This is a genomic window from Maridesulfovibrio frigidus DSM 17176, from assembly GCF_000711735.1.
Classification (GTDB): domain Bacteria; phylum Desulfobacterota; class Desulfovibrionia; order Desulfovibrionales; family Desulfovibrionaceae; genus Maridesulfovibrio; species Maridesulfovibrio frigidus.
In genome coordinates this window covers 53,830-75,261 of sequence record NZ_JONL01000011.1, presented here as the reverse complement: position 1 = coordinate 75,261, position 21,432 = coordinate 53,830, and the positions used below count along the sequence as shown (strand labels likewise).

14 protein-coding genes and 1 tRNA gene are annotated in these 21,432 nt (G+C 42.7%); 10 read left to right on the top strand and 5 right to left on the bottom strand.

Annotated features, from left to right (window positions below):
- Positions 1-44 precede the first annotated feature (44 nt).
- The 3 genes from selB to BR06_RS0117855 all read left to right on the top strand — a co-directional run bounded on the left by selB (position 45) and on the right by BR06_RS0117855 (position 4,291).
- The gene (gene selB, locus BR06_RS0117865) at positions 45-1,952 is read left to right on the top strand and encodes a selenocysteine-specific translation elongation factor (RefSeq protein ID WP_031485513.1); all 1,908 of its coding nucleotides are present in this window, start codon (positions 45-47) and stop codon (positions 1,950-1,952) included.
- Between the two features lie 118 nt (positions 1,953-2,070).
- A complete protein-coding gene (locus BR06_RS0117860) occupies positions 2,071-2,475 on the top strand; it encodes a hotdog fold thioesterase (protein ID WP_034603166.1) in 405 nt (134 codons plus the stop codon).
- A gap of 103 nt (positions 2,476-2,578) precedes the next feature.
- The gene (locus BR06_RS0117855; RefSeq protein ID WP_031485510.1) at positions 2,579-4,291 is read left to right on the top strand and encodes a pentapeptide repeat-containing protein; all 1,713 of its coding nucleotides are present in this window, start codon (positions 2,579-2,581) and stop codon (positions 4,289-4,291) included.
- A 134-nt stretch (positions 4,292-4,425) separates the two neighbouring features.
- Here the strand turns inward: BR06_RS0117855 and BR06_RS0117850 are convergent, their stop codons facing one another.
- Positions 4,426-6,588, bottom strand: coding sequence for a methyl-accepting chemotaxis protein (locus BR06_RS0117850; RefSeq protein ID WP_051677189.1), 2,163 nt, complete (start codon positions 6,586-6,588; stop codon positions 4,426-4,428).
- A gap of 471 nt (positions 6,589-7,059) precedes the next feature.
- On the opposite strand from BR06_RS0117850, the gene BR06_RS0117845 reads away from it, so the two are divergent.
- Positions 7,060-8,514, top strand: coding sequence for a catalase (locus BR06_RS0117845; protein ID WP_031485507.1), 1,455 nt, complete (start codon positions 7,060-7,062; stop codon positions 8,512-8,514).
- Positions 8,515-8,711: 197 nt separating this feature from the next.
- Here BR06_RS0117845 and BR06_RS0117840 read toward each other — a convergent pair.
- Positions 8,712-8,787, bottom strand: a tRNA-His gene (locus tag BR06_RS0117840).
- 123 nt (positions 8,788-8,910) lie between these two features.
- Here BR06_RS0117840 and murA point away from each other — a divergent pair.
- The 5 genes from murA to metG all read left to right on the top strand — a co-directional run bounded on the left by murA (position 8,911) and on the right by metG (position 16,837).
- A complete protein-coding gene (gene murA, locus BR06_RS0117835) occupies positions 8,911-10,161 on the top strand; it encodes a UDP-N-acetylglucosamine 1-carboxyvinyltransferase (RefSeq protein ID WP_031485506.1) in 1,251 nt (416 codons plus the stop codon).
- Positions 10,162-10,179: 18 nt separating this feature from the next.
- The gene (locus BR06_RS0117830; RefSeq protein ID WP_031485505.1) at positions 10,180-12,591 is read left to right on the top strand and encodes a DNA internalization-related competence protein ComEC/Rec2; all 2,412 of its coding nucleotides are present in this window, start codon (positions 10,180-10,182) and stop codon (positions 12,589-12,591) included.
- A gap of 140 nt (positions 12,592-12,731) precedes the next feature.
- Complete coding sequence (locus BR06_RS0117825) at positions 12,732-13,139, top strand: response regulator (protein ID WP_031485504.1); 408 nt, start codon at positions 12,732-12,734, stop codon at positions 13,137-13,139.
- 250 nt (positions 13,140-13,389) lie between these two features.
- A complete protein-coding gene (gene ricT / locus BR06_RS0117820) occupies positions 13,390-14,673 on the top strand; it encodes a regulatory iron-sulfur-containing complex subunit RicT (RefSeq protein ID WP_031485502.1) in 1,284 nt (427 codons plus the stop codon).
- Between the two features lie 223 nt (positions 14,674-14,896).
- Positions 14,897-16,837 (top strand): methionine--tRNA ligase, encoded by a 1,941-nt coding sequence (gene metG / locus BR06_RS0117815; RefSeq protein WP_031485500.1) that lies wholly within the window; start codon positions 14,897-14,899, stop codon positions 16,835-16,837.
- A 213-nt stretch (positions 16,838-17,050) separates the two neighbouring features.
- On the opposite strand, the gene BR06_RS0117810 is transcribed toward metG, so the two are convergent.
- From BR06_RS0117810 to BR06_RS0117800, 3 genes are all read right to left on the bottom strand, one after another.
- Positions 17,051-17,275: a SlyX family protein gene (locus BR06_RS0117810; protein ID WP_031485499.1), complete on the bottom strand. Its 225-nt coding sequence runs from the start codon at positions 17,273-17,275 to the stop codon at positions 17,051-17,053.
- Positions 17,276-17,471: 196 nt separating this feature from the next.
- Complete coding sequence (locus BR06_RS0117805; RefSeq protein ID WP_031485497.1) at positions 17,472-17,738, bottom strand: hypothetical protein; 267 nt, start codon at positions 17,736-17,738, stop codon at positions 17,472-17,474.
- Positions 17,739-17,749: 11 nt separating this feature from the next.
- Positions 17,750-18,010, bottom strand: coding sequence for a FeoA family protein (locus BR06_RS0117800; protein WP_031485493.1), 261 nt, complete (start codon positions 18,008-18,010; stop codon positions 17,750-17,752).
- A gap of 168 nt (positions 18,011-18,178) precedes the next feature.
- Here BR06_RS0117800 and carB point away from each other — a divergent pair, with 168 nt between their 5' ends.
- The gene (gene carB, locus BR06_RS0117795; protein ID WP_031485491.1) at positions 18,179-21,418 is read left to right on the top strand and encodes a carbamoyl-phosphate synthase large subunit; all 3,240 of its coding nucleotides are present in this window, start codon (positions 18,179-18,181) and stop codon (positions 21,416-21,418) included.
- Positions 21,419-21,432 lie beyond the last annotated feature (14 nt).

Genomic DNA, 21,432 nt, shown 5'->3' with positions numbered 1-21,432 from the left:
TTTTCCCTCTGGTCGCCGAAGGCCTTAAATAGTTAGGAGAATAAATGCCTGTAGTTATGGGTACAGCTGGTCATATTGACCATGGTAAGACAAGCCTGATCAAGGCCCTTACTGGTACAGATTGCGATAGACTTGCTGAAGAGAAAAAGCGTGGTATTACTATTGAGCTTGGCTTTGCCAGCTTAGACCTTGGTGATAACCGTCAGCTTAGTATCATTGACGTTCCGGGCCATGAAAAATTCGTTAAGAATATGGTTGCCGGTGCGGCAGGAATCGATTTTGTTTTGCTTGTAATAGCTGCGGATGAAGGCGTTATGCCGCAAACCCGTGAGCATTTAGAAATATGTACGCTTCTCGGTATTGAGCGCGGCTTTGTGGTGCTAACCAAAGTTGATATGGTCGATGAAGAATGGCTGGAGCTTGTTAAAGAAGATGTGCGTGAATTTCTGGCCCCTAGCTTTTTAGCTGAGGCCCCTATTTATGGCGTGTCTTCACATACTGGACAGGGGCTTGATGATCTTAAGACCGAGCTAGCCACGTTCATGGATGACTTTTCACCTAAAAGGCGCACTGACCTTGCGCGGCTGCCTGTCGATAGAATATTTACAATGAAGGGTCACGGTACGGTTGTTACGGGAACACTTATTTCCGGCCAGCTATCTGTGGGCGAGGATGTAGTTTTGTATCCGAGCATGACCGAGACGAAGGTGCGTAGCTTGCAATCGCATGGTGCGTCCGTTGAGGTTGCCCCTGCTGGCCGTAGGACGGCTGTTAATCTGCACGGTGTGGAAGTTGACGACATAGAGCGCGGACAAGTGGTGGGTAAGCCGGACACCTTGTTTCCGTCCACTGTGTGGGATGTTGAGATTACATGTCTGCCGTCCTCACCGCGTACGCTTAAGCATCGTAAGGAAATTCATTTTCATCATGGCTCGAAAGAGACTATGGCAAAGGTATATTTTCTGGACCGTGAAAAGTTGGCGAAAGGTGAACGCGCAGTTTGCCAGATTCGCTTTGATAAGCCCATGACTGGTGTATATGGTGACAGGGTAGTTATTCGCTCCTTTTCACCGCTGAGGACCATCGCAGGTGGTAGTATAATTAATCCGCAGGGAAGTATGGTTAAACGATTTTCTGATGACGTTAAGGTTTTAGAGTCGCTGATTGATGCAGAACCAGATGTTCTTATTCTAACTCAGCTGGAACTTGCGGGTAACGCAGGTCTGAATTTTCAGGAACTTTCCATAATGACCGATGTGGCTTCGAAGCCGCTTGAGAAATTGTTGCAGTCGCTGGGTGGTAAGCAGAAAGTTTTCTTGTACGATAAAGAAGGCCGTAGCTTCATCTTCGGTGGTCATTACGAAACTTTGGTGAAAGGCTTTATTAACTATTTGCAAGTTTTCCATAAGACTGAACCCATGAAGGCCGGCGTTACTAAGAGTGAGATCAGCTCTGCATGGGGCAAGGGTCTATCTGTTAAGCTGATTCATTCCATAGTCGAAAGACTGACGAAGAAGAATGAAATTGTAGTAGCGCAGGAAATTATCCACCTGCCCGGGCATAAAGTATCGATGGCTTCCGATCAGCATAAGTTGCGCGGTATCCTGCTGGATGCATATGAAAAGGGCGGGCTGACTCCTCCGAATGTTAAAGACATTCTGAAGCCGCTTGATCTGAATTTCAAAGAGGCCGCATCTGTTTATAAGCTGTTGCAGGATGAAGGGCTGATTGTCAGAGTTAATGACAGTTTGTATTTTGCTACTTCCGCAATTGAAAAGCTTAAAGCAATACTCCAAGGGTATTTCGCAGATAATCCAGAGCTGGGACCGCCTGATTTTAAGGTGCTCACCAATCTGTCCAGAAAATTTGCTATTCCGCTGCTTGAATACATGGATAAAGAAAAGTTCACCATGCGCGTGGGCGATAAACGAAGGCTGAGAAAACAGGCCTAGCTTTTAACGGGGCCAAGTTAGTTTGATTTAATATGTTCGGAACCGGAGTTAATGCTCGGTTCCGAACTTTTTTTTAATTAAGATAAAATATGGAGTGAATATGCAGGGCGCGACCAATATGAAAGAAGCAATTGAAGAGGGCATCCCGTTTGATAAATTTTTGGGGCTTAAGGTCGAACAGATAGAGCACGGCTTTGCAAAGCTGCGGTTGCCGTTTCGGGAAGAATTCATAGGCGACCCGAGACGTCCGGCACTACATGGCGGTGTTATATCTATGCTGATCGATACCTGTGGCGGCTCTGCTGTTTGGGCATCGGGAAATGTTGAGGACCGTGTGGCGACAATTGATATGCGCGTGGATTACTTGCGCCCTGCGGGACCGGAAGATTTGTTAGCCGAGGCCCGTGTGAAATTGCTGGGTAACAGGGTTGGTAATGCATCGATTATTGTTTATTCTGCGTCTGACCCTGAGCTGATAGTGGCGGAAGGGCGTGCTGTTTATAATATTCGGAAAGCTAAATGATTTTAGAAAAGTGATTTAAGTTAAGCTTCGCTCTGGATTAGTCAGTATATAATGGTGTATATGCATTTCATCTTGAAATGATATTTTATTTAGGGGTTTATATATGGGCTGTTGTATCGGGGCGGAGCATAATGATTGGTGTGCGGAATATGATATTGTTTATGTTGATGCGGCAGGGAAAGAGTATTGTATTTTTCATGCTCCGGCTGATTGTAAATTTGTGAGCAAGTATGTTGAGGGGGCAGGGGAAAAACCAGGCTTTATTTCTGGTGAAGACTTTAACACGTTGGTGTTTGCTAGGATTCAGTGTGTTATTGATGCGGGGGAGGGAGGGTATAAGTCCCTTTTAACGCGTGCTCAAATAAGGATAGAACTCGGTAAAAGTATAAAAACAAATAAAGTGGTTTTGTTTGACTGGTATCCCAAATGTGATTTTGCCGGTACTATTTTTTTTGCTAATATTTCATTTTCTGAATTTAATGGAGATAAGGGAAAGTATTTACCGTCAATTAAATTTAATTTTAGTCAGTTTCACGGGGTTGTGTATTTTAGTTCTAGTCAGTTTCGTGGATATGCTCATTTTTGTCATTGTCAGTTTCAAAGTTCTGTATATTTTTCTTCCAGTGAGTTCTGGGGAATAGCCGATTTTATTTCTACTGAGTTCTGGGGGGGGGCTGACTTTAATTTAAGCCAATTTCAAAACTATGCTTATTTTCGATCTAGTCAGTTTCGAGATAGTGTAAATTTTTCAGAGGGATGTTTTAAAAAAGTTTTTTTTGAAAATGCTGTGTCGCTGAAAAAAATAAATTTTAAGTGCTCCACTTTTGAAGATTCTATTTTTGATAACATGTGTTTTAAAGGAGCTGTGTTTTTCGATGAAGCATGGTTTTTAGGGCAATCTTCTTTTAAAAATACTATTTTTTATGATTATTCAAATTTTGAAAAAGCAGAATTTTATGGTGAAGTAAATTTTAAACACGCATTGTTTAAAGAATGGACATATTTTAGAAATGTAACTTTTGATGATAAAACTTCGTTTGCTGGGACAATTTCTAAAGAAACAATTTTAATTGAAGCAACGGATCTAACAAATCTTTCTTTAGTAGAAACAAATATTGAATCATTTAAATTTATTGAATGCGAATGGGACAAAGATAAATATGGCATCAATTGCGTTTATGATGAAGTTGAACAAAAAGAATTAGGAACAAAGAATTCAACCCTTGAAGAAATATATCGTCGTCTCAAAAAAGTTTCCAGAGAAAGTTCTGATGAAGTGCAAACATCAGACTGGCATTATAAGGAAAAAGAAATGAAGCGGATAGGTATTAACGACACAACGCCTCTCCCAAATATTCATTCAAGTGTAATAGTAGCCTCTCTTTTGGCTGTAGGGCACATATTAGCAAATTACGGCTGTGCATCATCCCTTGCGTTGGTAGGATTCATTGCGATTCTAGGTTTTTATATAATTTTTTTATGGAATGATATCTTAGCAAGCAAAAATTGGTTCTCAAAAATTTATCTCAATGTGTATTATTGGATAAGTGGCTATGGCGAGAAACCCGAAAGAGCCTTGATTGCTTTTGTTGTTTTGCTATTCCCGATAGTTTTTTTAGTAGGTGTTCTCTTTGGACCACCCGAAGTAGGGTTTCAAGATCGCTGGCTATGGTATTTGCCTTTGGTAAAATATGAACTTGCAGAAGGTACAGTCATTCCTAAGTTAAGTTACTTCATGAAAGGGGTTTGTTATTTACTCCTATCTCTCCAAGCCGCCCTATTCGCCTTCGCCCTAAGAAACAAACTACGCCGCTAAAAACATCCTCATATCTTTCCCTTTCATAACAAAAAAAAGGTTCCATTAACCCAAGTAAGTTAATGGAACCTTTTCTATATAAAACCATTATAAAACCATTTCTTTAATATTATCTCATCCCATTGCATACAAATCTAAAAGCGTTCAAAACCCTCATCTGTATGGGATGAACTTTGATCCATATCCAACTGAACACCTTTGGCTGCTCTGGGGCCAGAAGCCCCTTGCGTAAGGGCTGGAGCTGGCTTCTTTCTCATTGTCTGCGCTGAAGGGCGAGGTCTGTAATTCCCACCATCAACATTGAAGAATGACATGACCTGTTGCAGGTGCTGGCCTTGGGAGGCTAGCTGCTCGCTTGTGGATGCCATTTCTTTCGAAGCCGATGCGTTCTGTTGAATGACGTTGTCGAGTTGGCTGACAGCCATGTTGATCTGACTCGCACCGGAAGTCTGTTCGTTACATGAACTAGTGATACCTTGCACTAATGAGGCCGTCTTCTCGATATCTGGGACAAGAGCCTCCAGCAATTCACCGGCCTTTACGGCAACACCAACGCTACTGGTCGACAGTTCGCTGATTTCGGCAGCGGCCTTTCCACTACGTTCTGCCAGCTTCCGCACTTCGGCGGCCACTACGGCAAAACCTTTGCCGTGTTCCCCAGCTCTTGCCGCTTCGATGGCTGCGTTAAGTGCTAAAAGGTTGGTTTGTCTTGCAATTTCTTCAATTATAGAAATCTTTTCAGCAATGGTTCGCATTGAAGCAACAGCTTTCTCTACAGCCTTGCCGCTCACCTTAGCATCATCCGCAACTTTAGCAGCCAATGTGTCAGTCTGCTTAGCGCTTTGTGCATTTTGATCAATGTTCGATGTCATCTCTTCCATAGAAGAGGTTACTTCCTCAATGGCTGCCGCCTGCTCGTTTGCTCCTTGCGAAACATTTAAGGAAGAGGAGGACAGTTCAGAGCTGCCTGAGGCCACGTTTTCGGAAACACCCTTAACTTCAAGCACAACCCCTTTGATTCTTTCAGCCATGCTTTTCAGCGTATTGGAAAGAATGCCGATTTCATCTTTCTGATTTATTTCAATTGTGTTGTCAGCAAAATCGCCCGCTGCAATTTTTTCTGTGAAGCTAACAGCGATTCTGATTGGTTTTACAATTCCATTGGCCAAGAACCAAAGGATAAGACAGGCCGCGGCTGCTAATATTGCGCCAGTAGAAACTCCTACAATGGTCGCACTTTGTCCGTTTTCGTGCATGTCCATATTCAGTTGGGTGGCAGCGGCAAACACAACTGCTCGTTCCACTCGGATAGCGAGGGACCATGGAGTTCCGGTTCTCCCCAGCTGGATTGGCGCATTTACTTGTACAAACTCATTTTCGGTTGAGGTATCTACATAAGATTCCCCCGCAGCAGTGCTTTTTACGATATCCTGCCAATTTCCCTCGAAAGTGTCCTTCAGTGGTTTTCCCACTGCACTTGCGTCTGAGCTGTCGGCGACAATTATGCCCATGTTACTGATAACTTGGACCACTGCTTTTCCTCCGTACAAATTCTTCGCGACTTCATTACTGAGTGTTTGCACAAAGTCGAGCCGGAGGTCGGTTCCGCCGATACCTAAGAACTTACCATTTACCTCAATGGGTACAGACATGGTTGTCAGCCATTCTTGTTTGCCTTGAACAATGTATGGGAATGGATCGAGGATGTTTTCTTTTCTCTTGCTTCTAGGGAATAAATACCAACCACCTTTGGTGACTCCATTAGGGTGTAGTGAGGCGTCTTCATATCCAACCAACGCCTGACGCCCTATCTTTCCGTTCTTATCCCTATTCCAATACGGGATGAATCGACCAGAGGCATCGTGTCCCCCATCCGTATCACCTGCAGAGTTGATATCTTGTCCGTCTAGCGCGTTCGGCTCCCATGCGCTGTACGTTCCTAAAAAATCAGGGTTGTTTTCTAAAGTCGTGAGCAGAATCTTGTTAAAGGTCTTCCTTAAATTGATAGCGGAAGCCACATCGGGACTGCTGACGAGAGATTTAAAGGTATCAGCGATTGTCCTTGCCGTATCCAAATTTATGTTCAGCTTTCCGCTAATGTAGTTAGCTTCTCTTTGGGCTATTGCCAGTAAGCTTTTCCTAGTTTCATCCTCGATAAGTTTGTCTACTTTCTTAACAACAAATGTTGAAGATTGGTTTTGAGAATACATCTGCATTCCGACTAAAAATATCACAGTAAGAACGAGGCACATACCAGACATTAAGACAATTTTCGTTTTAATGGATTTTAGTTGCATTCATCTCTCCTTAAATAATTTAACCATAGGCAATACCCAATATGTTTTTTGAGTACGGCTTGTTTTGGGTCAGTTTGTCACGTCTTAAAGAGTGATTGTGTCGCAATATGCCCCGAAGAGGGGATAATAGCAATCTTTTCAAAACCTTAAAACATAGTATGCAAATAATATGCTAAGTGTAACTTTACAAGCATTCCGTAGAAATTATTGATAAAATTGCCATAAAGAAATTTGTTTAAATGCGAAATTCTAAATTCGGTGAAAGTCCGACAATTAAGACCCAGAGAGAAGTCGAAGGCGCTCTAAACTAAATTTTAGTTAAATCTCAAATCTAATTGACAAATCCTTAGTGATATGGATTATTGTTTAACTATAAATAGCGTTCTTATTATTTTTGAACGCTACTAAATATCTATATTAGAAATGTCTTATAAGAGTCTTTAATCTAAGAAGTTTAACAAGGAGTGTGTCATGAAAAAGAAAAAATTAACTAATAATTTCGGTGCTCCAGTTCCAGATAATCAGAATGCCATGACAGCTGGCCCACGCGGTCCTATGTTGTTGCAGGATGTATGGTTCATGGAGAAAATGGCTCATTTCGATAGAGAAGTAATTCCTGAACGTCGCATGCATGCTAAGGGTTCCGGCGCATACGGAACTTTCACTGTGACCCATGATATTTCTAAATATACCCGCGCTAAACTTTTTTCTGAAATTGGAAAGAAGACTGAAATGTTTGTCCGTTTCTCTACCGTTGCGGGAGAGCGTGGCGCGGCTGATGCCGAACGTGATATTCGTGGCTTTGCAATGAAATTTTATACTGATGAAGGTAACTGGGATCTGGTCGGTAACAATACTCCCGTATTTTTCCTGCGCGATCCTATGAAATTTCCGGACCTTAATCATGCTGTTAAGCGCGATCCTCGCACAAATATGCGTAGCGCAAAGAATAACTGGGATTTCTGGACCTCACTTCCTGAGGCTCTGCACCAGATAACTATCACCATGAGTGAGCGCGGTATTCCTACCAGTTACCGCCATATGCATGGATTCGGTAGTCATACTTTCAGCTTCATCAATGCTGATAACGAGCGTTACTGGGTTAAATTCCATTTCCGCACTCAGCAGGGCATTAAAAATTTAACAGATGAAGAATCTGGCAAGACCATCGCTATGTGCCGCGAAAGCCATCAGCGTGATCTATATGACAGCATCGAAGCAAAGGACTTTCCAAGCTGGAAGATGCTTGTACAGATCATGCCGGAAAAAGAAGCCGCTACCTACAAGCATAATCCATTCGATTTAACCAAAGTTTGGTTTCACGAAGATTATCCACTGATTGAAGTTGGTGAGTTTGAGCTTAACCGTAATCCTGAGAATTACTTTGCCGAAGTGGAGCAGTCTGCATTTAATCCGGCAAGTGTCGTACCGGGTATAGGGTTCTCGCCCGATAAAATGCTCCAGGGTCGCCTTTTCTCCTATGGGGATACTCAGCGCTACCGTTTAGGAGTAAATCATCATCTGATCCCTGTGAACGCGTCTCGTTGCCCATTTCATAGTTACCATCGTGATGGTGCTATGCGTGTGGACGGTAACCACGGCAGTACTATCGGATATGAGCCGAATAGCGATGGTGAGTGGCAGGAACAGCCGGACTTCTCCGAACCACCTCTTGATATCGATGGCGCGGCGGATCACTGGAATCATCGTGAAGATGACGATTACTATTCACAGCCCGGTAAGTTGTTCAGGCTGATGAACAAGGAGCAGCAGCAGGCACTCTTTGAAAACACAGGGCGCGCCATGGGTGATGCTCCTAAAGAGATCAAAGTTCGCCATATCGGTAACTGCACGAAAGCAGATCCGGCATATGGGCAGGGCGTAGCGGATGCGCTGGGCATAGCTATGTGTGATGTAGAGAAATAGTATTAGTCCTGAATAAATAATCTTAGTTCGCGATAAATAAGTAAAGGTGCTCAGTGTTTAGCTGAGCACCTTTTTTTTTGCGTGAAATTTTGTAGTGATTATCTGGATTTTTTATAGGCGGCATTTTGAGGTGAAATTAAATTTAATTGCCCACTAAAAAAGGGATCAGAATGAATTCTGATCCCTTAATTATTATCTGGGGTGAATGAGGGGATTTGAACCCCCGGCCACTTGGGCCACAACCAAGTGCTCTACCAACTGAGCTACATCCACCGCGTCGAGAAATAGTGTCTATCTAGGTCCGGAGAAATGGTCAAGAAGTTTTTGAAAAAAAATGAAAAATAGTGCATAAAGTCTTCATCAGACGGTAAAAAAACAAAAATTAAGGAATATACAATGGATAAATTAGTAATTGAGGGCGGTGTAGCTCTAAAGGGACCAATTTGCGTAAGTGGTGCAAAAAATGCGGCTCTTCCAATTTTGCTCGCATGTCTTTTGCCCGAAGGTCAGGTTAATCTGACCAACGTTCCGCGCCTTCGCGATATCCATACTACCTTAAAACTTCTCAATCTTTTGGGCTGTGAAACTTCCTTTGATGGGAATAATGTTACTAGCGTCGTAAAAGATCTTAAAGTTGAAGCTCCGTATGATCTGGTTAAGACCATGCGTGCCTCTGTTTTGTGTCTAGGGCCGCTTTTGGCTCTAAAGGGTGAGGCTAAGGTTGCTTTGCCGGGCGGATGCGCTATCGGGGCTCGTCCTGTTGATTTGCATTTGACCGCATTTGAAAAGATGGGCGCGGTATTTGATCTGGATAAAGGTTATATCCATGGTCGCTGTGATAAACTTAAAGGCGCGCATATCAATTTTGATTTTCCAACTGTCGGCGGCACACAGAATGTGCTCATGGCATGTACTCTCGCAGACGGTGATTCAATAATTGAAAATGCGGCTCGTGAGCCTGAAATTGAAGATCTCGCAAATTTCCTGATTGCTTGCGGTGCTAAAATTACCGGCCATGGAACCAGCGTAATCAAAGTTCAGGGCGTTTCATCGCTTAAAGGTTGTGATTACAGAATCATGCCTGACCGCATTGAGGCCGGAACATACATGGTCGCGGCGGCTATGACTGACGGCGAATTGCTGATTCAGGATTGTCCATTTCAGGAACTCGATGCTGTTGTCTATAAGCTCCGTGAAATGGGCGTGTGGATTGAAGAGCAAGAAGATGGAGTGCTTGTCCGCAGGGATGGTGAGTTGGTCGGTGTTGATATTACTACTCAGCCTTTCCCTGGTTTTCCGACGGATATGCAGGCTCAGCTTATGACGCTCATGTGTATTGCTAAAGGTGCTGGTACAATTGAAGAAAAGATTTTCGAAAATAGATTTATGCACGTTTCTGAATTGGAACGAATGGGCGCAAATATTAAACTGAAAGGCCGCACCGCAATGGTTCGCGGTGTTGATGGTTTCACAGGCGCACCTGTTATGGCATCTGATTTACGCGCCAGTGCTTCACTTGTTGTCGCAGCTCTTGCGGCAGAAGGAAGAACTGACATTCAGCGCATTTATCATCTGGATCGCGGTTACGAACGCCTTGAAGAGAAGCTTAGCGGAGTGGGTGCTAAAGTTTGGCGCGAGAAAGAGTAGTTTTTAAGATTGCTGAATATGCATGGAAATGACGACAATTTGAGTTTAGTTAGCAGGTCCGGAATTCCGGGCCTGCTTTTTTGGCAGAAACTAGTTCCAGCTTTTGTTTTTGGTATATTGTCCATCAAGTGGCTGATTCCTTGTTTTGTCGCATTTTTAGTCTATGTAGTGGTTCTGTTTGCGTTTAAGTTGCAAAAGGGCGCACTTGTTCTTTTGATCTTGATGTTTGCGCTAGGCAATTTTTATGGTTCGTCAGTTTTACCGCCCAAGCCGGATTCCATGCCGGACTGGATGGAGCGCAGAGAAAAAGTTGCAGTCAGTGCTGAGATTGAGAGGATCAAGGGCGTTCCGGGTAATAAACTGAAAATTATCCTGAGAAATGTTGTCTGTACAAGTTCTAATGTAACCACCGAGCTTGCCGGAACTATGATCTGGACTTGGGACAGGCCAAGCTCTTTTCCTGTCACGGGGCAGAAGGTCAGTCTTTTTACCCGTGTTAAGCCTATCTCTGGATTCAAGAATCCCGGTGTTTGGGATTACGAATTTTATAGCCGCACCAAAAATATTTTCTATCGCGCATATAGTCGAGGGAAGCTTAAAGATGTTAAGCTTGAATCAGTTATGCCCAATTTCTGGCAAAGACTTCGCGCAGATTTGCGGCATAAAATTGTCAGCAATGCTCCCTCTACTCAGGGCGGAGCAATATTCCCCGCACTGCTTACCGGAGACAGATTTTTCTTGTCTCGAGATACTATCGAGCTAATCCGCAGGGCAGGAGTTTCGCACGTGCTGGCGCTTTCGGGCCTTCATGTGGGGTTTGTAGTATCGTTCGGTTTTGCACTTTCTTGGCTGTTGGGACTTTTCTTTCCGCGAATTTACTTAAAAATACCGCGCGTAAAATTGGGCGTAATTCTGTCCGCTCCTATAGTTTTATTTTATTTGTGGCTGGGACAATTTTCACCTTCATTACTGCGTGCTGTGTGTATGTTCGGTTTTTGGGGTGTGCTGTTGCTTATGAACCGGGGCAGGGTGCTGTTAGACGGTCTTTTTCTCGCGGCAGCTTTGATTCTGGCTTTCGCGCCGCTCAGTGCATTTGATCTGGGATTTCAGCTTTCAGTGTTGGCTGTTAGTGGAATAGCGGTTTTTTATCCTTATTTCCAAGCCGTAATTCCTTGCGGAACCAACATTTTCACTAAAGCTGTATATTTTGTTCTGGCAGTATTAGCTGTCAGCCTCAGCGCAAATTTAACGATTCTTCCGCTCACAATATGGAATTTCGGGGTACTGATACCGAATTTGATGTTTAACGTTTTGTGGATTCCGATGCTGGGTCTTTTCCTGATGCCTATCTGTGGCCTTGGCGGGTTGCTAGCATCATTCGTAAACAGTTTTGTTTCGCAGAAGTTGTTTGCTCTTGGCGCTGCGTGTTTCGATTATATGCTCAGTCTTGTTAGGTCGGCCGTAACATCCGGCTGGTTGCCTGAATACGCTTTTTACAGACCGCTTTGGCAAGAATTCATAATTTATTTTCTTGTACTATTGTTGCTGGTCTGCATTCGTAAAAGCCGCAAAGTTAAAATTACCATACTGATTTTAATAGTCCTGCTGTTCGCATCAAGAATCGGTACTATGATTTATTCCGGCAACTTGCCGGGTGTCGGTCCTGAATATGTCACGGTCAACATGCTTGATACTGGCCAATCGCAGTGCCTTGTAATAACGGGACCACAGGGAACGAGAACTATCGTCGATGGTGGCGGGGCGTGGGGAGATTCATTCGATATTGGTAAAGCCATTGTGGGGCCTTGGCTTACTAGCGGGCATTTACCTAAGATTGATAATATTTTTATGACTCATGCGGACCGGGATCATGCTGGAGGTTTAGCCTATCTTTTTGAAAAATTTGATGTTGGTAAATTTTATTCAGATGGAAATATGCCGGAAGGAACTCTAGGTGAGAGATTTACGAAAGCATTTGCGCTTAGCGAACTTACTCAGCATAAAGTCATGCGCGGAGATGTCATTGAGATTGAGCCTGGATTAATTTTACAGATATTGCATCCTGCACCAGATTTTAATGGAAAGCGAAATGATAGTTCACTTTTTTTACGCCTTGTTTGGAACGGCAAAGGATTAATTTGTATTCCGGGAGATATTGAAAAAACAGGTATCAATGCTCTGCTAAGATATGGTGATGACATATCTGCAGATGTTTTAGTATTGCCGCACCACGGAAGCGCAGGATCTTTTTCTCCGAAGTTATATGAAAAAGTTAAACCAAAGCAGGCAATTGCGGCGTGTGGTTTTTTAAATAGATATAACTTCGTTGTGCCTAAAGTAGAACAAGAATTAAAATATAGAGGAATTGTTCTTCGTAAAACATCCTTATATGGTATGATTCCAATAAGGTGGAAAAGTCTAGAGAATTAATAATTCTACCTTGAATTTATCTAATTTGTATGGTTTTGATTGTGCTCGCAACTTGATTTTAGTTTATAATAGTGACAGAGTTTTTTGAGAAGAGATAACTGTATGCTTGTAAAGCTAGCCTAAAATGGAGGTGCATCTGCATGCGAATGCTTATTGTTGACGATGATTTTTACTGCCGCAATATGTTGCATGAGATCATGAAACCTTACGCTCAGTGTGACATTGCTGTTAATGGTGAAGAGGCTGTTTTTGCTTTCAAGAAGGGACTCGAGGATGGGAAATCATACGATTTGGTATGTCTTGACCTCGTAATGCCGGAAATGGACGGGCAGCAGGCTCTACGCGAGATAAGGGCTATAGAGAAAGACTTTAGTATTGACGAAAAAAATGAAGTCAAAGTTATTGTTACAACTATGCTGGATGATCGAAAAGAAACGCACGATGCTTTCTTTCTTGGCGGGGCGACATCCTATCTTGTGAAACCTATTGTAGAAGATAAATTGCTTAAAGAGATGAAAAATTTAGGATTTTCAGTACAAAACAGCTAGTGTCGGAGGTTCTCTTTTAGAGCTTCTCTCTGGCAGGGGAAATTTTTTAGCATGTTTTGTTTTTCTGAAAAGACGGTTAATCCGCGGCACTTGCTGCGGATTTTTTTTGCTTAATATTTTTTATTGTTTTATTTGAGTATGTTATAGATATAGAACTGAATTGAAGTTCATTGGGAAGTGGTCTATTGTATCCCATTCAAATAAAGTTTTAACCGCCCTCGATGGTGGTAATATATAAGGTTCTTAAATAATGTCTCAAATATTAGGTGTAAAGTTTAATGATTTCGGTCAGATATACTATTTCTCCTCTGGACCTTTTGTGGTCCGCGAGGGGCATTCGGTTATTGTTAAGACTGAGCAGGGAATGGGGCTTGGAAAAGTATTCGTATCTCAACAGGATTTACCTGAAGATGTTACTGAAGAGTCTGTAAAAACAATATATCGTCTTGCTGGTGAAGAAGACCTCACAATAGACGCCGAAAATAAGGCGCTTTCACGCGATGCTCTGAAATTTTGCAAAGGGTGCATAGAAGGTCAGAAGCTCGAAATGAAGCTTGTAGATGTCGAAGTTTTCTTCGATCGAAGCAAAATGATTTTTTACTTTACTGCGCCGGGAAGAATTGATTTTCGTGAGCTAGTTAAAGATCTTGTAAAAGAATACAGAACTCGCATTGAGCTTCGTCAGATTGGCGTGCGTCACGAAACCCAGATGCTGGGTGCTATCGGGAACTGCGGTCAGATATGTTGCTGTCGTCGTTTTATGAGAAAGTTTATGCCTGTCACCATACGGATGGCTAAAGAGCAGAATCTTTTCCTTAATCCAACAAAGATTTCAGGTATTTGCGGTCGTTTGCTATGCTGTCTGTCTTTTGAACAGGAAAACTACGAACAGTTCCATAAACGTTGCCCTAAACTTGGCAAGCGCTATGATACAGCCCACGGAAATGCCAAGGTAACGAGATCAAATTTCTTTAGAAATACGCTCACTATTTTGCCTGAAGTAGGGGATGAAATTGAAATTTCACTTGATGATTGGCCGGATGTTTTAAAGGCAACATCGCCTGATCAGTTGCCTTCGCGTGAGCCGACAGAGGTTGAATCCCGCAAAAGCGATGCGCCTCAAGCACGCACCGGAGCTGGTCGAGGACAGCCTTCGGGTGGAAGACGTCCTGAGAAGTCAGAGTCCCGTCCACCTAGAGGAGAGCGTCCTGCTAGGTCTGGATCACGTCCTGCTAGAGGAGAGCGTCCCGGTAGCAAACCTGAACGCAGTGGCAAGCCTGAACGTGGTGGAAGGCCTGAGCGCCCAAGTAAGGGAGAACGCCCAGCTAGACCTGAGCGTCCGCGGCCGCGTCCAGAGAAAAAGCGTCCACTTGATAGTCGTGATGGTCCTAATGATTCTGAAAAGTTAGATTCTGAATCAGCCAAGAGACCGGAATCGGACTCTCAAGAGCGCAAGCCGGCATCTAAGAACCGCCGCCCTTCAAGGCGCAGACGTAGAAAGAAACCATCCGGTGGTTCTTCGTCAGGATCTTAGGAAAACTAGAATTGATTATATTCGGGTTGTCGGATATATGCCTGACAGCTCGTAAGCACTAAATAAATTTACAGCCGGTTGAAAATTAGCGTTATCATCCGGCTGTATAATTTTTTAATATTATAAACTCTTCAGTCTATTGGTTTTTAAAATTTATTTTTATTAATCGTAGTTTCTAAACTGCTAAGTTTACTGTTTTTCACCGTAACAGGAGAGACCGATTTTGGATTCGTTTTTTATTACTACTCCCATTTATTACGTTAATGCTAAGCCTCATTTAGGGCATGCATACACTACCATTCTTGCTGATTCTATGAATCGGTTTCACAAGTTAATGGGAGATGACACTTTTTTTCTCACCGGCACAGATGAGCATGGTGATAAAATAGTTCAGGCTGCTGAAAAGGGCGGGCAAACTCCGCGCGAATATGTTGATGATATCAGTTCATTATTCAGCGACCTCTGGCCTAATTTACAGATTGAAAACGATGACTTTATCAGGACCACTGAAGAACGTCACATTAAGTGCGTTCAGGGTGTTCTGCAAAAAGTTTATGATAAAGGTGACATATATTTTGGAGAATACGGCGGGCATTATTGCTTTGGCTGTGAAAGATTTTATACTGAAAAAGAACTTGAAGACGGTAAATGTCCTCAGCACGAAACTGTGCCTGAGTATATTGCTGAGAAAAACTACTTTTTCAAAATGTCTAAATATCAGGACTGGCTCATTGGCCACATAAATGCCAATCCTGATTTCATCCGTCCTGAGAGATACCGTAACGAAGTGCTCAGCCTTCTAAAGTCCGGCGCGCTCGAAGATTTGTGTATTTCTCGTCCTAAAACCCGCCTTGAGTGGGGAATAGAACTTCCTTTCGATAAAGATTTTGTCACATATGTGTGGTTTGATGCTCTCATCAACTACATAACGGCTCTTGATTATCCAAAGGGTGACAAATTTAAACAATTCTGGCCTTCCGCCAATCACCTTGTTGCTAAAGATATTCTTAAGCCTCATGCTGTTTTTTGGCCTACCATGCTGAAAGCTGCTGAGATTGAGCCTTATCAGAATCTGAATGTTCATGGTTACTGGCTGATTAAAGATACTAAGATGTCTAAATCTCTAGGAAACGTAGTTTCCCCTCTTGAGATGGCGCAGAAGTACGGAGTGAATGCTTTCCGTTATTTCCTCATGCGTGAGATGTCTTTCGGTAACGACTCTAGTTTTTCTGAGGAAGCTCTTGTTGGTCGCTTAAACGCAGACCTAGCAAATGATCTCGGAAATTTATTCAGCAGAACTTTGTCCATGACCCACAAATATTTTGATGGGTTGGTTCCTGCTCAGGGTGCCGAAGACGAAGTTGATTGCGCTATTAAAAGTGTAGGCCGTGCAAGCATGGCTGCATTTCAGCAGAACTTTATTGATGTGAAGTTCTCACGCGGACTTGAAGCTCTTTGGGAGCTTGTACGCGGTCTTAATAAATATATCGATACTACACAGCCATGGGCTCTCTATAAAGAAGAGAACATGTCACGTCTTGGAACCGTAATGTATGTTCTTCTTGAGAATATGCGTAAAATAGCTGTCCATTTGTGGCCTGTAATGCCTGAAGCAAGTGAAAGTATGCTCGCTCAGCTCGGGATTAAATTTCACCCTGAGAAAATTAATTTGAAGGGTGAAGTTGATGTTTGGGGTCTTCTTGAACATGGTACCGAAGTAGCGAGCAAATCTAATCTTTTCCCACGTGTTGAGTTTGAAAAAACGCCTCCGGTTGAAAAGAAAAAGAAAGTTGCTAAGGCTGCAAAGAAAACAAAAGAAGTTAAGACTGAAATTCCAGGAATCATCGAATTCCCTGATTTCCAGAAAGTTGAAATGAAAATCGGAACGGTTCTTTCAGTGGTTAAGCATCCAGATGCTGACAAGCTTTTGATTGTGAAGCTGGATACAGGTGAAGACGAGCCTCGTCAGGTTGTTGCAGGACTCGCTGAGTTCTTCACTCCTGAACAGCTTGAAGGGAAACAGGTTGTCGTTGTTGTCAACTTGAAACCTCGTAAGCTCAGAGGTGAGGTTTCACAGGGAATGATTCTAGCTGTTCGCAATGGTGATGGCATGGAACTTCTAACTGTTACAGCAGGCGTTGCTAACGGATGTCAGGTTTCTTAACCTAGCAAAAGTGCAACTGACCATATAAGCTCATTAAAAAAGGCAGATCATTATGATCTGCCTTTTTTTTATTTCTGCCTTGTCCTAAAATTGTTCCGTACTAGATTAGGTTGACTCTAAAATGACCAATTCTGTGAAACCTTAAGAAAATCAGATATTAAATTTTGAAAATATTTTAGGGTGCGAAGTTACTGCTAAAGCTGTATTTTACTCTTAATTATAATGAGGCGGCGGAGCGTCTTCTACATTTCCTGTCGCAGCCATATCTGTAATGTCTTTCATTTGTTCCGCAAGAATTGTAATTTTTTTCTCAAGATCAGCAATTTGTCTTTGCTGGGCAATAATAAATTTGTTCATTTCTTCCACGGTCCTATCTTGCATGGCAAGGCTGGATTCCAATATTTCGATTCTCTCTTCGAGTTCGTCTAAGTTTTTCATAAAAATATCCTGCCAGAACACTTAAAATAAGGCAATTGTGCATGTTGCCTAAATTATATTGTACTGCAATTAATGAGTGATGTAAAAAAAGTGGGGTTTAGCTATTGAGGCTGAGTCTGCTAATCTGAGTTGTAAAATGGGGCTGATAAAATTTGATCAGCTTGATGCAAAGCAAGTCGATCATAGTTTTAAGGTACTATGCTTTTTTCTTGTCAGGGATGTCGTAAGGAACGGAAACCCCATCAATAACTAGGTTAATAATGCGGCCTTCAGTTCGTTCAGCTTGGTCTTTGTAAGTGGTAAGGGAGTTCATAGCTGCTACAGAGTCTTGAGTGTTGGACCACACTCCGAACGTAGCTCGTAAATTATCATGAATCTTTTTCATCTTAAGGAGATCTGCAGAAAAAGGGGAAGAGTCATTAGCTAAAATTTCTATTGAGCTCCATTTTGAGCTTGAATTCATAAAAATTCTCCTTAATCACAGCATCCGCATATGGGGATAGCTAATATTTTGTTAGCCATTTCCTGGCCCAGAGCATACTGAGATGAACGGATTTTGATGGTCATTCTTCCACAATTTGAAAGCACATTTACAATAGTTCCGGGAATAATTCCCATAGATAACAGGCGGCTACAGAAACATCTGCCGCCTTCTAATTTGATAACCCTTACAGATACACCTTTACCGAAACAGGTAAGGGATCTAGGTTTTGTTGTATTTGCGAGTTCATTCATTGCAATTGATATTTAAATTCATTTAGAATGTTTGTCAATGTACAATCCGTAAATATACTAGAAAAGAGGGGTATTCGAGACTTGCTCATCTTCGAGGAATGTTTTATGCCTTTCTGTCACTAAAAAAGTCCTAAAGATAATATCTCAAACCATATTTGGGTGGAGTTCATGCCTAAACGCACTGATATCAAGAAAATTATGCTCATCGGCTCCGGGCCGATTGTGATCGGCCAGGCCTGTGAGTTCGATTATTCCGGCACTCAGGCTCTTAAAGCACTTAAGGAAGAAGGTTACGAAGTTATACTCGTTAACTCAAATCCTGCAACAATTATGACTGATCCACATCTCGCGGATCGAACATACATTGAACCTATTGAGCCAGAAACTGTAGCGAAGATCATTGAAAAGGAAAGACCTGATGCCTTGCTACCTACTCTTGGCGGTCAGACAGCCCTGAATACTGCGCTAGCAGTTGCTGAGATGGGAATTCTGGAAAAATTCGGAGTAGAACTTATCGGTGCTTCTGTTGATGTCATCGAAAAGGCAGAAAGTAGAGAGCTTTTCCGTGCAGCTATGGAAAAGATCGGCCTCAAAGTTCCATTCAGCGGTATTGCTCGCAATATTGATGATGTTCGTTACTGGGGTAAAAAAATTGACTTCCCTATTATTATTCGTCCCGCTTTCACCTTAGGTGGAACTGGCGGTGGCGTTGCCTATAATATGGATGATCTTGAAGATATCGCCATGCAGGGGATTAACGCAAGTCTCCAAAACGAAGTCATGCTCGAAGAATCCATTCTCGGATGGAAAGAATACGAGCTTGAAGTCATGCGCGACACGAAAGATAACTGCGTAATTATTTGTTCTATTGAAAATATTGATCCGATGGGCGTTCACACTGGAGACTCTATAACAGTTGCTCCAGCTCAGACCCTTACGGATGTTGAATATCAGATTTTGAGAGATGCATCTCTTGCGATCATGCGTGAAATCGGTGTTGAAACCGGTGGATCGAATGTTCAGTTTGCAATCAACCCTGCGAATGGTGAGCTTGCAATCATTGAAATGAATCCTCGTGTTTCACGTTCATCAGCTCTTGCATCCAAAGCAACAGGCTTCCCGATTGCAAAGATCGCCGCGAAGCTTGCAGTTGGTTACACTCTCGATGAACTGCCAAACGATATTACCCGTGAGACAATGGCCTCCTTTGAGCCGTCCATTGACTATTGCGTAATCAAGATCCCTCGTTTCACATTTGAGAAGTTCCCTGGAGCTGAAGATTACCTTACCACCGCAATGAAGAGTGTTGGTGAGACTATGGCTATTGGGCGTACTTTTAAAGAAGCGCTCCAAAAAGGTTTACGCTCTTTGGAAGTCGGAATGCCCGGTTTCGGTAAAGATTTTGAAGCATGCAATATTGACCGTGACGAGTTAGTAGGCCTTCTCCGTAAGCCTAACTCCAAACGTATTTTTGCACTTCGCGATGCATTCCTCTGCGGATTTACTGTAGAAGAAGTCTTCGATATTACCAAGATTGATCCGTGGTATTTGAATCAGTGTGAAGAGCTTGTCCGTTTTGAAGAAGAGCTTAAGAAGTTCACTCTCGAAGTCGGCATGTACTCTGATAATCCTGAAATTCCTGATATGCTTAAGAAGGCGAAAGAGCTTGGGTATTCTGATCCGCAGCTTGCTACACTATGGAAGCAGAGCGAAGAAGAAGTCAGAACCTTCAGAAAGAGTCTTGATCTTATCCCTACATATTACTTGGTTGATACTTGCGCCGCTGAATTCGAAGCTTACACTCCGTATTTCTACTCTACGTATGAAACAGGGCAGGAAGCGGAAGAGATGGAAGGCCGCAAGGTTATGATTCTGGGAGGCGGTCCTAACAGAATCGGTCAGGGAATTGAATTTGATTACTGTTGTTGTCACTCCGCGTTTGCTCTAGAAGAGATGGGCGTGAAGTCTATTATGGTTAACTCAAACCCTGAAACAGTTTCAACTGATTACGATACTTCAGATAGACTTTACTTTGAGCCTCTTACTTATGAAGATGTGCTTAATATTATTGAATTTGAAAAACCTGATGGAATCATTGTTCAGTTCGGCGGACAGACTCCGCTGAATCTCGCAATTCCGTTGCTTAAAGCCGGAGTCAAGATTCTGGGAACTTCCCCAGACAGTATTGACCGCGCAGAAGACAGAGAAAGATTTCAGGCTATGCTTAATAAGCTTGATCTGAAGCAGCCACCGAATGGAACTGCACGTTCTCTTGAAGATGCACAGAAGATTGCTACTGAGCTTACTTATCCGCTCGTTCTTCGTCCTTCATATGTACTTGGCGGACGTGGAATGGATATCGTTTGGAGTGATGATGAATTTGAATCATACTTCCGCGAAGCATCGGTTGTTTCTCCTGAGCATCCAATTTTGATTGATAAGTTTCTCGAGAACGCTGTTGAAGTTGATGTTGATGCTCTTTCAGATGGCGAGCAGACTTATGTTGCTGGCGTGATGGAACATATTGAAGAAGCTGGAATTCATTCCGGTGACTCAGCATGTGTCTTGCCACCTCATACTCTTAGCCCTGAAATTGTAAAAGAGATTGAGCGCCAGACAGTAGCTCTCGCAGTAGAGCTTGAGATTGTCGGATTAATGAATATTCAGTTCGCAGTTAAGGACAATGTTGTTTTCATCATTGAAGTTAACCCAAGAGCATCAAGGACTGTTCCTTTCGTAAGTAAGGCAACAGGTATTCAGCTTGCGAAATTGGCAACCAGAGTTATGCTCGGCGAAAAACTTGTCGATCTTGACCCATGGTCCATGCGCAAAGAAGGGTTCTACTCAGTTAAGGAAGCCGTATTTCCATTTAACAAGTTCCCGAATGTTGATGTTAAGCTTGGACCAGAAATGCGTTCAACTGGCGAAGTTATGGGAATGGATGTTCTGCCCGGACTTGCTTTCATGAAAGCTCAGCTTGGTGCAGGACTAAAACTTCCTGAAGAAGGAACTGTATTCATTTCTGTTAAAGACAGGGATAAAGAAGGCATTGTTCCAACTGCTGAGATTTTCAAGGAACTTGGATTCAAGATTCTTGCTACTGGCGGGACAGCTGACTTCCTCAGTGCCAAGGGTATTGAGAATGAGAAGATTCTAAAAGTGAACGAAGGGCGTCCACATGTTGTTGATTACATTAAAAACAACGACATTGATCTTTTGATTAATACGCCGTCAGATAAAAAGACTGTAAGTGACTCTAAGCAAATCAGACAGACCGCGTTGTTATACGGATTAGCGTATACAACAACAGTTGCTGGTGCACATGCCATGTCCTTGGCCATTAAAGAGCACCGTGGCAAAGGGCTTGATGTAAGGTGCTTGCAGCACTACCATAATATGGATATTTAAATTTACTAAACTGG

Bases quoted from the DNA above. Each gene is read 5' to 3' on its own strand.
- selB (WP_031485513.1), top strand. From the start codon at position 45: ATGCCTGTAGTTATGGGTACAGCTGGTCATATTGACCATGGTAAGACA.
- BR06_RS0117860 (WP_034603166.1), top strand. From the start codon at position 2,071: ATGAAAGAAGCAATTGAAGAGGGCATCCCGTTTGATAAATTTTTGGGG.
- BR06_RS0117855 (WP_031485510.1), top strand. From the start codon at position 2,579: ATGGGCTGTTGTATCGGGGCGGAGCATAATGATTGGTGTGCGGAATAT.
- BR06_RS0117850 (WP_051677189.1), bottom strand. From the start codon at position 6,588: ATGCAACTAAAATCCATTAAAACGAAAATTGTCTTAATGTCTGGTATG.
- BR06_RS0117845 (WP_031485507.1), top strand. From the start codon at position 7,060: ATGAAAAAGAAAAAATTAACTAATAATTTCGGTGCTCCAGTTCCAGAT.
- murA (WP_031485506.1), top strand. From the start codon at position 8,911: ATGGATAAATTAGTAATTGAGGGCGGTGTAGCTCTAAAGGGACCAATT.
- BR06_RS0117830 (WP_031485505.1), top strand. From the start codon at position 10,180: ATGCATGGAAATGACGACAATTTGAGTTTAGTTAGCAGGTCCGGAATT.
- BR06_RS0117825 (WP_031485504.1), top strand. From the start codon at position 12,732: ATGCGAATGCTTATTGTTGACGATGATTTTTACTGCCGCAATATGTTG.
- ricT (WP_031485502.1), top strand. From the start codon at position 13,390: ATGTCTCAAATATTAGGTGTAAAGTTTAATGATTTCGGTCAGATATAC.
- BR06_RS0117810 (WP_031485499.1), bottom strand. From the start codon at position 17,275: ATGAAAAACTTAGACGAACTCGAAGAGAGAATCGAAATATTGGAATCC.
- BR06_RS0117805 (WP_031485497.1), bottom strand. From the start codon at position 17,738: ATGAATTCAAGCTCAAAATGGAGCTCAATAGAAATTTTAGCTAATGAC.
- BR06_RS0117800 (WP_031485493.1), bottom strand. From the start codon at position 18,010: ATGAATGAACTCGCAAATACAACAAAACCTAGATCCCTTACCTGTTTC.
- carB (WP_031485491.1), top strand. From the start codon at position 18,179: ATGCCTAAACGCACTGATATCAAGAAAATTATGCTCATCGGCTCCGGG.